This is a genomic window from Cohnella soli (assembly GCF_042655525.1).
GTDB classification, from domain to species: domain Bacteria; phylum Bacillota; class Bacilli; order Paenibacillales; family Paenibacillaceae; genus Cohnella; species Cohnella soli.
Genome location: NZ_JBHSMI010000025.1, coordinates 93609 through 108554, shown reverse-complemented (window position 1 = coordinate 108554; position 14946 = coordinate 93609). Strand labels below are relative to the sequence as shown.

Sequence of the window (14946 nt, the reverse complement as noted above, 5' to 3'; positions counted from 1 at the left end):
AGCCGTGCGGGCTGATGACTAAGAATCGACCGGCACGGCTTTTTTGGCATGTTACGAACGAGCACGATTGGTAACATTTTACTTACCCGTTTCGTCTTAGGGGGAAAGTGAAAAAAATGGGGGGAAATCGATGAAGGTTAAAGTGTTAATATCGGTTGCTTGCGCGGTGATTGCTCTGGTCGGGTCAGCCGGGTGCGGCCGGGGAGGGGGAGAAGTTTTGGAGGAGAAAGAAGTGCGCCATCATGCGGCAAGCGAGCTTGATCCAGCCATCGTCGAGGCGGCGAATCGATTCGGCCTTGCGCTTTACGGCCGGATGGCGGGGGCGAGTCCATCGGAAAACAACTTGCTCCTGTCGCCTTTGAGCGTGTCCGCGGCACTGGCGCTCGTCGCAAGCGGCGCGAAGAACGAGACAGAAGATGAGATGAAGAGGATGCTCGGGCTTGAACATTACTCGTCCGAATCGATTGGAAGCGGGTATCGGGTATTTCTCGATTTGTTGAACCACCCTCAAGACGACGGCATTGGCCTGACCTTTGCAAGTTCGCTTTGGTTGTCGGAGAAAAGGAAGTTTAACTCAAAATTTATAGATGACAGCATGTCAAACTTCGCTGCGGAAACGTTCCCATACGATGCGTTATCTAGTTCCGCGGCGAAGAGAATGAATGACTGGGCGGCTAAAAAGACGAATGGCGCTATCAAGAAAGTGATCGATCAAGTCGATCAGAACTCGGTGATGTACGTGCTGAACGCGATTGACTTTGACGGAGCATGGACAACTCCGTTTCGACCCGAGGCGACAAGCAGAGCGAAATTTTACCCGACTGGATTTCCGTCGGAAGGGGATTATTTCGTTCGAATGATGTCGCAGGGCGGTATGTACGAATATGGAAGCATGGACGGGTACGAGATCATTCGTTTGCCGATCGGCCGGCACGGCAGCGCCTACATGGCCGTCATCTTGCCGGCCAAAGTGGAAGGCGCACTCGCTAAGTTGCAGGCGAACATCGTGTCCGATTTGTCCCTATTGACCGGGAAGCTGGACATTCGGCAAGGAACGATCGAACTGCCGAAGACGAAATTCGACTATGCAACAAACATAAACGACTCTTTAAAAGCGTTAGGAATGAACGCGGCTTTTGACTCGTTAAAAGCAAGCTTCCCAGGGATCGCCGAACCTCTTCCGGATATGAATGTATTCATCGGGAGAGTTAATCATAGTACTTCATTTGACATGAATGAAGATGGAGTCAGCGCTAGTGCTGTGACGATGATCGAGGCAATGGCGGGTGCGGCTCCCCCTTCGCCGGAGGGACCGTTCCGAATGACCGTGGATCGGCCGTTCATCGTCAGCATCATAGATCGAGAAACAGGCTCGATTTTGTTTGTCGGAACGGTCGCACATCCGAACGCAGATTAGACAAACCGGCTTTGCTTATCGCTTGCCGAGTCTACTTGATAATAGAGGACGTTTCAATCGAGGAGAATCGGAGCGTTTGCATGAGTCATTTGCCGAACCGGAGATCAGATAAACGCAACTAAAAAAAGCACCTTACCAACGGAAACGAGAGCATGTCCCGATTGCATGGTAAAGGTGCTTTTTGTCGTATATGGCGGAAAATTAAGCTTCTACAGGTACGAGATTGAATTGCCACAGGATGCCGAACTTGTCCGCAATCTGGCCGTAACTCTTGCTCCAATCGGTTGCTTGCAGTTCCATGACGACGTTTCCGCCTTCTTTTAACTTGTGGAATACCGTTTTGAGCTTCTCTTCGTCATCAGTTCCGTAAGAGAGGGAAATGTTATTGCCCGGATTGTAGGGCATGCCCGGGAATACGTCGGAGAACATCAAAGGACTGCCCTCGATGTCTAGACGCGCGTGCATGATCCAATTCTCCGCTCCAGGCGGTAGCGGGTAATCCGGATGCGCAGGCATCGATCCGAACGTAATCATTTGCGGTTCTTCGAGACCAAATGCTTGGGCATAGAACTGCACGACCTCGCGCGTATTGCCTTCAAAATTCAAATAAGCGTTAATCGGCATAAAATTCGCTCCTCGGATACGATTTTGCAATCGGAATGAGTGTAGCATAACACCAACGGGAAAGCAAACGTACGTTCCTGTTATTTATTGAGGAATTTAATCTGCGGCTGGAAAAAATTAATCAGCGGCCAATATCCTTGTTTTTCCATAACAAGGAACTTTTCTAATAGTTTTTTCCGAATCTCGCTCCTATTATAAGTTGTAGATTGTGCATTTTACTACCACAGCGCGTCAGGGGGATTAACATGAATTCGGTAAAAAACAAATTGCTAGGCTCTTTTCTTATCGTCCTCGTTTTCGTCTTCGCGCTCGGGTATAACGGGTTGGTCCAAATCAAGAAAACGAGCGACTTCTCGGAGGAAATCGCGGGTTATTGGATGTCCGGCCTCGAGAATATCGACGACGTGAACCTTAACGTCGAGAAGTTCCTTGGCAACTACTATCAGCAGATGGTCACCAAAGATGCCGGGCAGTTAAAGGCGCTGAAGGAGGCGAGCGCGACTTATGTCGCAGCCATCGACGCGGATATAAAGAAATATGAGCAAACGATCAGTGCGGAAGATGATCGCAAGCTCTACGATGATTTGGTTTCCCAATGGGACAAGTTCAGCAAGGTGCTCGCGGTGACGAGCTCCGGAAGCGCTTCCAAGGAAGAAGTCGAGAAAGCGACTAAGGATGCGGGAGCCATCTTCCCCGAATTTACGAAAGCTGCCGTGGCGCTCAAAGCTTATAATCATGAAGGAGCCGTGAAGAGCACGACGCAAGTCGACGAAATTTATAAAAACGCGTCATCTTGGCTATTTTTCTTCGGCATCGCGATTTTGATCGTTGTCGTCGCGCTCGCATGGTTGTTGACCGTAAATTTGACTCGTCCGCTGCGCGCGACGACAGAAGTCATGAACCGGGTGGCTGCGGGGGACTTGACCGTTTCCCTGCTTCAAGCCGATCGCAAGGACGAGTTCGGCGTCATGATGAATGCGGTGAATCGCACGCTCGAATCGCTCCGCAGAGCGGTCAAGCATATGCACGAGTCGTCCGCCGCCGTCTTCACGGCCTCGACCCAGTTGTACGCGAGCTCGGACCAAAATTCCGAAGCCGCGCGCCACGTGTCGGAATCGATCAGCCAGGTAGCGGCAGGCTCAGAAGAGCAGGCGGTAACCGCCACGGAGTGCGGGCGTGTCATTGATGAGATGGCGGATGGCGTTCAACGTATCGCGGAGACGACAGGCGCCGTATCCGAGTTAAGCCAAAGGACGGCAAGCAAGGCAAACGAAGGATCGGGCAAAATCGTCGACGTATCCGGCCAAATGCAGTCGCTGTACGCTTCCGTCGATAATACGAGCAAAGCGATTCATCGGCTGCGAGAGCTTTCTGCCCAAATCGGCGAAATTACAACTTTCATCGGGGATATCGCTGCGCGGACAAACTTGCTTGCACTGAACGCGGGCATCGAAGCGGCCAGAGCTGGCGAACATGGCAAAGGCTTTGCGGTCGTAGCCGGCGAAGTCCGCAAGTTGGCGACGCAAAGCACGGAATCCTCTCAAGGAATTACGGAATTGATCGAGAGCATCCGTAAGGAAACGGAATATGCGGTAACGACAATGGACTCAAGTCTAAAAGCCGTTACCGAAGGCGTAGCAGCGGTCGGTTTCGCGGAAGAAGCGTTTAAGGAAATCGTCATTTCAACGCAAGAGGTGTCCGGCCGCGTGCAAGAAACGGCTGCTGCCGCTGAACAGCTTGCAGCGAGCTCAGAGGAAGTGGCTGCGTCGATATCGAACATGGGTCACATCGCCCGCCAGACGGCAGGCATGACGCAGCAAGTGGCGGCAACAACGGAAGAACAGCTCGCCTCCAGCGAAGAGATGACTCGCTCGTCTCAGACGTTGTCAGGCATCGCCAAAGATTTGCAAGAGATCGTCCGAACGTTTAAAATTTAAATGGAGTTCGATTAGTCCGCTCTACTTGAGCGGACTTTTATTAATGACCTTATATAGGGAGCGTGGACTCTTTGAAATTTACTTCTTTAGGCAAGTCGGGCATGCAAGTCAGTAAGCTATGTTTGGGTACGATGAATTTCGGCGTCGATACGGACGAGAAAGAGTCGTTCAGGATCATGGACGCCGCGCTGGACGCGGGCATCAATTTCTTCGACACGGCCAATATTTACGGTTGGGGAGCCAACGCGGGCAAAACAGAGGAGATCATCGGCAAGTGGTTCGCGCAAGGCGGCGGACGCAGGGAGAAGGTCGTTCTTGCGACGAAGTTCTACGGCGACATGAGCGATCCCCTCGACGGGCCGAATTCGCCGGCTGGGCTGTCCGCGTATAAGCTTCGCCGGCACTTGGAAGGGTCGCTTCGACGCCTTCGCACTGAACACATCGAGCTGTACCAGATGCACCACGTCGATCGCGGCGTCTCGTGGGACGAGCTTTGGGAAGCGTTTCGCGTGGCGCTGCATCAAGGCAAAATCGGTTACGTCGGATCCAGCAACTTCGCCGGACACGACTTGGTCATGGCCCAGTACGAGGCGAAAGCTAGAGGCATGCTCGGTCTCGTCAGCGAGCAGCACAAAGTCAGCCTGCTTACCCGTCAACCAGAGCTCGAGGTATTGCCGGCCTCCGAGAAGCACGGCATTGGCGTCATCGCCTGGAGTCCGTTGGAAGGCGGCTTGCTGAGCGGCAACGCGCTACGTCCCGTCGCCGGCTCGAAGCGCGCGAGCAACCAGGAGCGTGTCCAGAAGCATCGCGCGCAGCTGGTCGCGTTCGAAGCGCTCTGCAAGGAGCTCGGGGAAACCGAAGCGAATGTCGCGCTCGCTTGGACGCTGACGCGGCCAGCGATGACAGCACCGATCATCGGGCCGAGAACGCTCGAGCAACTTGAGGGAGCGCTCCGCGTCGTCGACATCGAGCTTTACGGAGAGATACTCTCGAGGCTGGACGAAATCTTCCCAGGTCCGGGCGGCGCCGCTCCGAACGCCTACGCTTGGTAACCGAAATTTTAAACAATTGGCATCTATAAATAGCGACGCAGGATGAAGCATCCTGCGTCGCTATTTTTTTTCCTTCCTCATTTTCGAATCTATCGGTCGGCGGAGTGAACGTTTCTAAGCATTCGTTAAGGTTGATCCGTTAGAATGGGACTGCGCCAACCTGAAGATTGGCTGAATATGAACCGCTACTGTCGGATGAAAGGGAAGAAGCCGATGCGAATATTGGTGGTCGAAGACGATCGACCGTTGCTCGACGCGATTGTCGCCGTGTTGAAGGAAGAGGCGTATCAGGTCGACGAAGCAGACAACGGACCGGATGGACTATACATAGCTGAGCAAGACGTTCACGATATGATCGTGTTGGACGTTAATCTTCCGGGCATGAACGGCTTGTCCGTTCTTTCGGAATTGAGATCGGGCGGCAGCATGAAACCTGTGTTGTTACTAACGGCTCGAGACAGCGTGGAGGATCGGGTGAGAGGACTGGATTTGGGAGCCGACGATTACTTGGTCAAGCCCTTTGCGACGCCGGAACTGCTCGCCCGCATTCGCGTGTTGCTGAGGAGACTTTCGCAGGGAGCTCCGGACGGCGAACTCAATTATGGCAGGCTGGCCGTCAAATGCCAGTTGATGGAAGGATACGCAAATGGCAAGTCGCTGAAGTTGACGCTGAAAGAATTCGAGTTGATGGAGTGCCTGATCCTGAACCGGGAGCAAATTTTGACGAAAGAGCAATTGCTGGACCGCGTATGGGGCATCGATTCGGAGGCTGGCCTCGGCGTTGTCGACGTTTATGTCCATTATCTGCGAAAGAAGCTTGCACCGCATGACTGCGACCGGTATATCCATACTGTTCGCGGAGTCGGGTATATGTTGAAGGAGAAGAGCCGATGTTCAATCGAAGCCGTACGCAGCTGACGATTCGCAACGCTGCTGTCTTATCCGTCATTCTCGTGGCCTTGAACGTGTTCGTGTACGTCGTCATGAGGCAAATGTTGTACGCGCAGGTCGACAAATCTATTCTGAATCTGACGGACAAGACGTCCTCGTTGACTGTTCCGAAGTTATCTGCCGTGGAAGGAGTGGCTGGAACGATGGCTCTTCCAGCGAAATCCGCCGTCGTCTTTAATGTTGGACAAATGGATCGCCCGATTATTCAAATTTATTGGACAAAAGAAAACTTGCCGGTTCCGATGATGGGAAGCACGGAGTTTAGCGAAGATCATTTGAAACAGCTGCTTCCGACTCATTTCGGGAAAAAGCCGGAAACGGTCAAAGTAGGTGAGCAATATTATCGCGTGTTGAACCGGGCAATGACGACGAACGCATTCACGTTGTCCAGCTCGGACGGTTCGAGTTACGAGATCGCGACCGAGCAGTTACTGACGAATGTCTCCCCGGAGATCGAGATGCTGCAACGATTATTTAATATTTTGCTGTTCGGTGGCTTGATCGGACTCGTCGTCGCTGTGGCGGCCGGCTATTATTTGGCGAACCGGGCGCTCGTTCCGATTCGGTTGTCCTTGGAAAAGCAGCAACAGTTCGTATCCGATGCATCTCATGAGCTTAGAACGCCGTTGTCGGTCATTCAGGTTCATTCGGAGCTGCTGCTCCGTCACCCCGACCATACGATCGAGCAAGACAGTAAGCTGATCTCCAACGTTCTTCAAGAAGCCAAGCGAATGAGCAAACTCGTTAGCGGATTGCTGACGCTGGCAAGGTCCGACTCCAACCAACTCGAACTGGAGCGCAAGCCGGTCCAATTTGATCGAATCGTCCAGGAGTGCGTCGGCAAAATGCAAATGCTGGCCGAGATCAAAGGAATACTCATGCATGCCGAAGTAGAGTCTCCCATTCCGATGGTCGCGGACGAGGAACGTCTGCAGCAGCTCCTCGTCACCGTGCTCGACAACGCGATCAAATACACGCCTGATGATGGCGTCGTACGCGTCGTCTGCCGCAAATTCGCCCACTCCGCCCAGCTCGAAATCGAAGATACCGGCATAGGCATCTCGCCTGAGGATCTGCCGCGCGTATTCGACCGGTTTTACCGAGGAGACAAATCGCGTACGAGGCAAGAAGGCGGCACCGGGCTGGGACTTGCGATCGCCAAGTGGGTCGTCGAACGCCACGGCGGCAAAATCCGGCTCGAAAGCAAGCGGTCGAACGGTACTCGCGTCTACATCACTCTGCCGCTCTAGTACTTAACATAGAAGCTGAATCCCCGTCCTCGTCTGCGTCTGCGAGGCGGGGATTTTTTTGTTCGACTCGCTTTCTTATTCCGTTTTCATCCGATTTTAAGCAAACGTTAAGCTCTTCTAACGGTTTTCTAAAAATCCGTCGCCATACTGGGCAATGAACCAAAACGAATCCAACCAAATCTCGAAAAAAAGGGTGATCGGAAAAATGGTAACGAAATCGAAGATCAAAAAATCAAGCGGATGGTTAGGAGCCTTGACGCTTGCGTTAGCGATTTCGGCATGCTCGTCATCGGGCGGGAATGGAAAGGCGGTCGAAAGTCTGGACCGGGAAGCCAAGGGGACGCTCAAAATCGCTTATTTCAACGAACAGGCATTTTACATGCAGTACGGCAACGCTTTTCAAGCGATGTTCCCGAATCTCGAATTGGAAGTCGTCTCAACGGAGTCGGTATTCTCGGCGGAAGACCCGGTGGCGGAGATGGAGAAGATCATGGCGGAGCGGCAGCCTGACGCGTTGTATTTGACCGAAGAGCAATATGCGGCGTTGTCGGGTAAAGGGCTGCTGTACGATTTGGATGCGGTCGTCAAGCAAGATAAGTTTGATCTCGCGGCATTCCATCCGTCGGTCATCGAGATGCTGAAGGCGCGCGGTTCGGGCAAGCTGTTCGGGCTAAGTCCGAGTTTCTCCACGCAGGCTCTGTTTTACAACAAAGGGTTATTCGACAAATACGGCATTCCTTACCCGACGAACGGGATGAGCTGGGAGGAAGTGTTGCAGCTTGCGTCCCGCTTCCCTTCGAAGAAAGAAGGAGAGGACGCATTGTACGGGCTATCCCAGTCTTCCCAGACGACGAATCCGTTCGAACTCGTTCGGGCGATCGGTGAAGCGAAGGGGCTGAATTATGCAGACGTGGACGCAGGCACGGTGTCAATCGATTCGCCGGAGTGGAAAGCGATCTTCCAAGAGATCATCGACGGTTACAAAACGGGAAGTCTTACGATGCCGTCGTCCGGCGGAGGCGGGATGGGAGGCACGATGATCAGCGCGGCGGGAGGCGGCAAGGCGTTCTCGTTCGGGCCGGATTCGATGAGATTCATGTCCGGACAAGCGGCGATGACGATCGACGGACCGATGCTCATGAACATGATGGGAGTCAATTCGAAAATGGGCGGTGCGGTCAGAAGCACTGTCGCGGTAAAGGAGGGCGGTAAAGGCGCGACCAAGCCGATGCTCAGTCCGATCAAAGACATCGATTGGGATGTCGTCACTGTTCCCGTAGACCCGTCACAGCCGGACGTCGCCGGAGGCATGAGCTTGGACGGCGTGTTCTCGATCAACGCGGCTTCGGAGAACTTGTCGGCGGCATGGGAGTTCCTGAAGTACGCGAACGGAGAGCAATTGGCCAAGACGAGCGCGAAATCGTCTCCTTCCCTGTCGGCCAGAACGGCATTCAAGAACGAAGCGGAAGGCAAGAATATCGATGCGTTCTATGCCTTGAAAGCCAACTCTCAAGCGATGCTGCAGACACTCCCTACGGGCTTCGCCGAAGATTTCGCGCAAGTCGCCGGCGAGCAAATCAAGAAGGTCACGGAAGGCGCGGCGACGCTTGACGATGCGCTGAAGCTGATACAGACGAAAGGTCAGTCGCTCCTGACAGAGGCGAAGACGAAGACGGTACAGCCGTAATGGCCGAAGAAATGGCTTTAGTGACCGAAACCCCGCTTCTCGAGGTAAGCAATGTAATGAAAAGTTTCCGAAGTGGAGGTCGGCAAATCGAAGTGTTGAACGGTATCGAGATGCGTCTGTTTGCCGGCCGGCTAACGATGCTTCGCGGTCGTTCGGGCTCGGGGAAGACGACGCTGCTTAACTTGCTCGGCGGGCTTGATCGTCCGACGGCGGGAGAAGTTCTGTTCGCTGGACGTCCGCTACATCGTTTGAGCGATAAACGGCTGACGGTCGTCAGACGCAGGGAGATCGGCTTTATTTTTCAATCGTTCGCGCTGCTTCCTCTGCTCACCGCGAGAGAGAACGTAGAATTAAGCCTGCGAATGGCGGGCGTACCGCGCTCGCAGTGGAAAGACAGGGTCGATCGCTGCATCGATCTTGTCGGATTAACGAAACGGGCGTCCCATCTTCCGTCCGAGCTTTCCGGCGGAGAACAGCAGCGGGTGGCGATCGCAAAGGCGATCGCCCACCGTCCGCGCCTGCTTCTCGCCGACGAGCCGACGGCCGAACTGGACTCGCTCATGGCGTCACGCATGATCGCGGCATTCCGGGAAATCGCGGAAGAAGAAAGGATCGCGATCTGTTTGACAACGCACGATTCAAGCTTATGGGGGGCGGCGGATATTGTGTATCGAATGGCCGATGGCCGAATCGTTCCGGAGAACTAACAAGAAGCTGGCGCTGCTTCTGCTTGCGGCGGCATGCCTGAACGTCGCAACGGGATGTTCGCTTCTGCCGCGGGAAGAAGCGGCGGAGGAGCCGCCAGCGATCCGAGCGCCGAAAATCTCGCAGAAGCCGGAATATCCGGTGAAACGAAGCACGCTGGAGCTTAAAGCGAGCGGTTCAGGCAAATTGATGTCCGAGAAAGAACGAAATCTGTTCGTGACGAAAGACGGTCGCCGGTATGTGGACGTTCGCGCCAAAGCCGGCGATAAGGTGAAGAAAGGTCAAGTGCTGGCGCTCCTCGATACCGGAGATACGGAGAAACAAATTTTACGCAAGGAAATCGAACTCGAGAAAGCCGAGCTCGACCTTAAGAGCGCGATGAGGGCGGATAACGAAGAAGGCGAGATTCTGCTGCGTAAGCAGCAGCTCGATTACAGACTGCTGAAGGAAGAACTGGCCGAATTGCGGACTGAGCTGCAAGAAGGCAAGCTAGTCGCTCCGTTCGACGGAACAATCGTCAGCTTCTCACCGGAAGTCGGCGATGTCTCGAAGGCTTTCGAGAAGATAGGACGGATCGCCGATATGGGCGCGCTCGTCGTCGCAGTACAATTCGGCAATTCGGACTTGGAAGCGATCGCTCCGGGAATGAAAGCGATCGTCGGCGTTAACGCGGCAGGCGACCATGAAGGCACGGTGAGGAGGCTTCCTGTAACGTCCGAGGGATTGGCAGAGGACTCTCTTGATTCGTACGCGTTGATTGACTTGAAGGACATGCCCGCCGGTTCGCAGCACGGGACGCCGCTGTCCGCGTCCGTCATCGTCGAAAGGCGGGAAAACGTACTCTCGATTCCGGTCGCCGCGCTGCGCAAGATGAATAGCCGATATTACGTTGTCGTCAAAAACGCGGACGGCAGCATGGGCGAGGTGGACGTGGAGATCGGCGTTCGAACGACGACAGACGTCGAAATCATTAAGGGGCTAGCGGAAGGCCAGAAGGTCGTGGGGAAATAATGCGGGTTGTTGTCTACCTCTTTCTGAAAATGTGGCAAAACCGCTGGTTCACCCTCAGCACTTTAGCCGGTCTGACCGTTGCCGCCGCATTCTCGATGAGCATTCCGATGTATGCGGACGGGACGCTCAAGCGACTCGTTGCCGAGTCTTTGCGTGAAGAGACGAAAGGGCTGCCTGCTGCTTCCTTGTATATGAAATATCAAGCCGCCGGCGGAGGGGAGACGGATTCGGAAGGACTGGCGGAGGTTAATCGTTGGATTGAGGAAGAGCTACCCGGCCGAATCGCCTTCCCTGTCGAAGCGAGCTCGCGCCGGTTTGCATTGCCCCCTTCTACGGTGAGGAAAATGCACTCTGACGAAGCGAGCTCCGTCGGCAGGTTGGCGCGAATGGAGCTTGCTTCCCAAAGCTTGCCGAAAGAAGACATGCGAATCGTCGAGGGAAAGATGCCTCGGGACGGCATGCGGGAAAGCGCCGTCGAAGCGCTCGTTCTTAGCGAGACGATGAACCGTAACGGTTGGAAGATCGGCGATACATTCTATTACGACGCTAAGAAAGCCGAAGGCGGCACAAAGCGTTTGATTGTTCGGATTGTCGGTTCGTACCGGTTGAACGACGAAACGGCGGCCGACCTGGCGATCGACGGCAAAGAAAAGCTAGCGGAGACGTTGCTCGTCGGGCAAGAGACGATGGAAACGTTATTGAAGGATAACGGGCTATCGTTGGATTCGGCGGGCTGGTTTTACGCGTTCGACTTGAGCGAAATTCGTATCGGCGATCTATCTCCGCTTATCCGCGAACTTGGACGGCTAGAGATTAATATCAATCAGAAGTTGGAAAATACGAAAGTGAACGTCAGTTTCCTCGATATGCTTTACGACTTCAAGCGGCAGAGCTTGCGTCTGCAGGCGATGTTATTCGCGCTCGCCGCACCCGTCCTGGCGATGGCGACGTATTTCGTGACGCTGAACGCCCGGCAATCGTTGGAACGACAGAAAGGCGACATCGCCGTCCTGCATAGCCGAGGCGCCAGCCCGAAACAGATCGTGTTATTGTACGCGATCGAAGCGGTGATTCTCGGAGCGGTGGCGTTATTGATCGGACTTGCCTTGGCGTGGTTCATGGCCAAGACGATCGGTTCGGCCGGCGGATTTCTCTCTTTCGTGAACCGTCGATCGATACCGGTAGGATGGAACGCCCAGACTTGGTTGTTCGGCATCGTCGCGACCTCGATCGCGGCATTGGCGACGACGATTCCCGTACGGAAATACGCCGAAGCTTCTATCGTGGAGCATACGCGGCGACGCGGCGGCAAGAACGGGCGGCCAGCATGGCATCGATACGGATTGGACGTTGCGCTGCTCGCGGTGTCGGGGGCAGGATGGTACATGCTTGATTCGGGGCGAGTCGCTTCTGTGGACCCTACGGACGGGAGGATCGAACCGGTGATTTTCGTTTTTCCCGCCTTGTTCGTATTCGCAGCGGGCTTGACGTGCTTGCGCCTGTTTCCGTTATTACTGCGCTTTTGGAAGGTCGTCGCAGGCAACCGGATGCCGGTGACTTTGCATTTGACGATGACGCAGCTCTTGCGCTCGGCGTCAACCTTCTATCCGCTCATGATCTTGCTAGTGCTCACGATCGGATTAGGCGTATACGATTCATCCGCGGCGAGAACGATGGACGCCAACGCGTCCGACCGCATCGCTTATCGCTATGGCAGCGATGTCGTCCTGCAAACTGCCTGGGAAGGCGTCCAGGATGAGGAAGACCAGAACAAAACGTACTATAACGAACCGCCGTTCGGGGCGTATTCGCGGCTTGAAGGCGTGGAGGCAGCCGCACGTGTGATGAGATCGACCGCGAAAATCGAGATCGGCGGCAAGCCGGCGGGCTCGGGTCAACTGATCGGGATCGACAACGTCGATTTCTCGAAGGTGGCGGAATTCCGTAAAGACTTGTTCTCGCGGCACCCGTCCGACTACCTCGATGCGCTCGGGACGACCGAGCAGGCAGCGCTCGTCTCCGAAGCTTTCGCCGCAAAATACGGTTTGAAAGCCGGAGATGCCCTGCGCCTGACGATCGGTTACGGCAACGAGCCGGTCGTCTTGGTCGTCGTCGGCACCGTGCCGTACTGGCCGAGCTTATATCCGGAAGAGTATCCATTCATCGTTGCGAACTTGGATTATTTGTACAGGCAGATCGAGAAAATCCCTTACGAAGTGTGGCTGAACATGAAGCCGGGTGCGAAGCTGTCTCCCGTCTTGAACGCATTGGCCGAACGCGGCATCGCAGTCACGCGGGCAGATGACGCGCGCGGACAGGTCGTTGCGCTCAGAAATCATCCGGCACAAGGTGGCGTATTCGGCATATTAAGCCTCGGTTTTCTCGTGTCGTTGCTCGTGTCGTTGCTCGGATATTTGATTTTCTGGTTTTTCGCTCTTTCCCGGAGATCGGCGCAATTAGGCATCTTGAGGGCGATGGGGCTTTCTCGTGCGCAGCTGACCGGCATGCTGTTGCTCGAACAATTGTTCACGACAGGATTGTCGGTAGCGGCGGGGCTTGGTATCGGCAAAGCCGCTAGTCGGTTGTATCTCCCTTTTCTCCAGGGAAGTTCCGCGGACGGCTCACCTCAAGTGCCGCCATTCCGGATCGTCTTCGAAGCGGCGGATACGATGAAGCTGTGGGCGGCGACCGGGATCATGTTATTCGCGGGAGCATGTGCTCTTGCATGGCAGTTGAGACGCTTGCGGATCTCCCAGGCGGTGAAGCTGGGCGAGGAGCGGTAGGCATACTCGGAAACCGGGGAGGTTCGGTCATGATTCATTGCGAAGGATTGGTGAAAATTTTCAAAACCGACGACGTCGAAGTCGTCGCCTTGCAAGGGCTGAACTTGACGGTCGAGCAAGGCGAGATGATGGCGATCATCGGAAACAGCGGGAGTGGCAAATCTTCGCTGCTCAACATCTTGGGCGGCCTCGACAAGCCGTCCGCTGGCCAGGCGGTCGTCGGGAAGTGGGATTTGCTTAAGATGTCCAAAGATCAACTCGTTACTTACAAGCGGAGCGAGGTCGGGTTCATCTGGCAAAATAACGCGAGAAACTTGGTTCCGTACTTGACCGCGCTCCAGAACGTCGAATTGCCGATGCTGATCGGCGGCAAAGCGGACAGAACGTACGCAAAGGAATTGCTTCGAGCGGTCGGTCTCGAGCACCGGATGGGCAACCGGTTGACGCAACTGAGCGGCGGCGAGCAACAACGGGTCGCCATTGCGATCGCTCTTGCCAACCGGCCGCGGCTGCTGCTGGCCGACGAACCGACGGGCTCGGTAGACAGCGCGACGGGAGAACGGATTCTCGATATTTTCCGGGAGCTCAACCGGAAAACCGGCGTCACGATCGTCATCGTCACCCATGATCTTTCGGTCGCGGACAAAGTCGACCGCGTCGTTGCCATCCGGGATGGATTGACGAGCACGGAGTGGATCATGCGGCAATCTGCACGGGATAACGAAGCGATTACGGGAATCGACAAGGATTCCGGCATCGTTCATGACCTGACGGAACGTCCGATATTCGGCGCACGCCACGAGGAATTCGTCGTCGTCGATCGGGTCGGACGGCTGCAAATTCCGCAGGCTTATTTGGAGGCGATGAACGTGGAAGGCAAAGTTGTTCTCTCGTTCGACGGCACGATCGTGACGATCGGACCGCCGGGCGTGCCGACCGAGAGCCGAGAGGGCTTCGGTCGAGAGGAACGCTCGCACACCGAAGACGGGGGAGTGAGTGGAAGTGGAGAAAGCAGGCGGTCTGGATGAGGTCTACGCCGCTTACGCGATTTCGTTAAGCCGGTTCATGTATAAGTTGACGCGCGATCGTGAGGAAGCGAATGACTTGGTGCAGGACGCCTTCCTCAAGCTGTGCGAGCAAGGGCGCGTGCCTGATCATCCGAGGGAATGGTTGAATTTGACCGGGTACCGGTTGTTCGTCGATCGTTGGCGCCGCAGACAAAGAGTCGTATGGACGCAGCTGGACGATCGTGCTCCCGAAGGCCGTCCGGGTCCCGAGCAAGAGGTGCTTGACCGGGAGCTCGATCGGCATTTCCGTTCATTGCTGCTGCGCTTCAAGCCGTCGATGCGAACAGCGATTCAGATGCGGGTATACGACGGGCGCGGTTACGGTGAAATCGCCCGCGCGCTCGGATGTTCCGAGAATACGGTGAAGTCGTTCATCCGGCGAGGATGGACGCAATTGGCGAGATGGCTGTAGAGCGATCGCTTGGAAGGGAAAGAGGCTATCCCTGGTCGAATGACTTCGAC

At 55.0% G+C, this 14946-nt stretch carries 12 protein-coding genes; 11 read left to right on the top strand and 1 reads right to left on the bottom strand.

The window, feature by feature from the left end:
• Positions 1–130: 130 nt before the first annotated feature.
• On the top strand, positions 131–1417 hold the full coding sequence (locus ACFPOF_RS13380; protein ID WP_378133373.1) for a serpin family protein: 1287 nt from the start codon (positions 131–133) through the stop codon (positions 1415–1417).
• 201 nt (positions 1418–1618) lie between these two features.
• On the opposite strand, the gene ACFPOF_RS13375 is transcribed toward ACFPOF_RS13380, so the two are convergent.
• The gene (locus ACFPOF_RS13375; protein WP_378133371.1) at positions 1619–2041 is read right to left on the bottom strand and encodes a VOC family protein; all 423 of its coding nucleotides are present in this window, start codon (positions 2039–2041) and stop codon (positions 1619–1621) included.
• 245 nt (positions 2042–2286) lie between these two features.
• Here ACFPOF_RS13375 and ACFPOF_RS13370 point away from each other — a divergent pair, with 245 nt between their 5' ends.
• The 10 genes from ACFPOF_RS13370 (at position 2287) to ACFPOF_RS13325 (ending at position 14896) form a co-directional block, all read left to right on the top strand.
• Entirely contained in the window at positions 2287–3978 is a 1692-nt protein-coding gene (locus ACFPOF_RS13370; protein ID WP_378133369.1) for a methyl-accepting chemotaxis protein, read from the top strand.
• Positions 3979–4049: 71 nt separating this feature from the next.
• Positions 4050–5030: an aldo/keto reductase gene (locus ACFPOF_RS13365; RefSeq protein ID WP_378133367.1), complete on the top strand. Its 981-nt coding sequence runs from the start codon at positions 4050–4052 to the stop codon at positions 5028–5030.
• A 213-nt stretch (positions 5031–5243) separates the two neighbouring features.
• Complete coding sequence (locus tag ACFPOF_RS13360) at positions 5244–5948, top strand: response regulator transcription factor (RefSeq protein ID WP_378134391.1); 705 nt, start codon at positions 5244–5246, stop codon at positions 5946–5948.
• Entirely contained in the window at positions 5921–7231 is a 1311-nt protein-coding gene (locus tag ACFPOF_RS13355; protein WP_378133365.1) for a sensor histidine kinase, read from the top strand. Before ACFPOF_RS13360 ends, ACFPOF_RS13355 begins: the two co-directional genes overlap by 28 nt.
• A gap of 205 nt (positions 7232–7436) precedes the next feature.
• Entirely contained in the window at positions 7437–8918 is a 1482-nt protein-coding gene (locus ACFPOF_RS13350; protein ID WP_378133363.1) for an ABC transporter substrate-binding protein, read from the top strand.
• Between the two features lie 56 nt (positions 8919–8974).
• Entirely contained in the window at positions 8975–9625 is a 651-nt protein-coding gene (locus tag ACFPOF_RS13345) for an ABC transporter ATP-binding protein (RefSeq protein WP_378133361.1), read from the top strand.
• Entirely contained in the window at positions 9582–10634 is a 1053-nt protein-coding gene (locus ACFPOF_RS13340; RefSeq protein ID WP_378133359.1) for an efflux RND transporter periplasmic adaptor subunit, read from the top strand. Before ACFPOF_RS13345 ends, ACFPOF_RS13340 begins: the two co-directional genes overlap by 44 nt.
• On the top strand, positions 10634–13417 hold the full coding sequence (locus ACFPOF_RS13335) for an ABC transporter permease (RefSeq protein ID WP_378133357.1): 2784 nt from the start codon (positions 10634–10636) through the stop codon (positions 13415–13417). The genes ACFPOF_RS13340 and ACFPOF_RS13335 overlap by 1 nt, the downstream gene beginning before the upstream one ends.
• Positions 13418–13446: 29 nt before the next feature.
• Positions 13447–14445, top strand: coding sequence for an ABC transporter ATP-binding protein (locus ACFPOF_RS13330; protein ID WP_378133355.1), 999 nt, complete (start codon positions 13447–13449; stop codon positions 14443–14445).
• Positions 14420–14896, top strand: coding sequence for an RNA polymerase sigma factor (locus tag ACFPOF_RS13325; protein ID WP_378133353.1), 477 nt, complete (start codon positions 14420–14422; stop codon positions 14894–14896). Before ACFPOF_RS13330 ends, ACFPOF_RS13325 begins: the two co-directional genes overlap by 26 nt.
• Positions 14897–14946 lie beyond the last annotated feature (50 nt).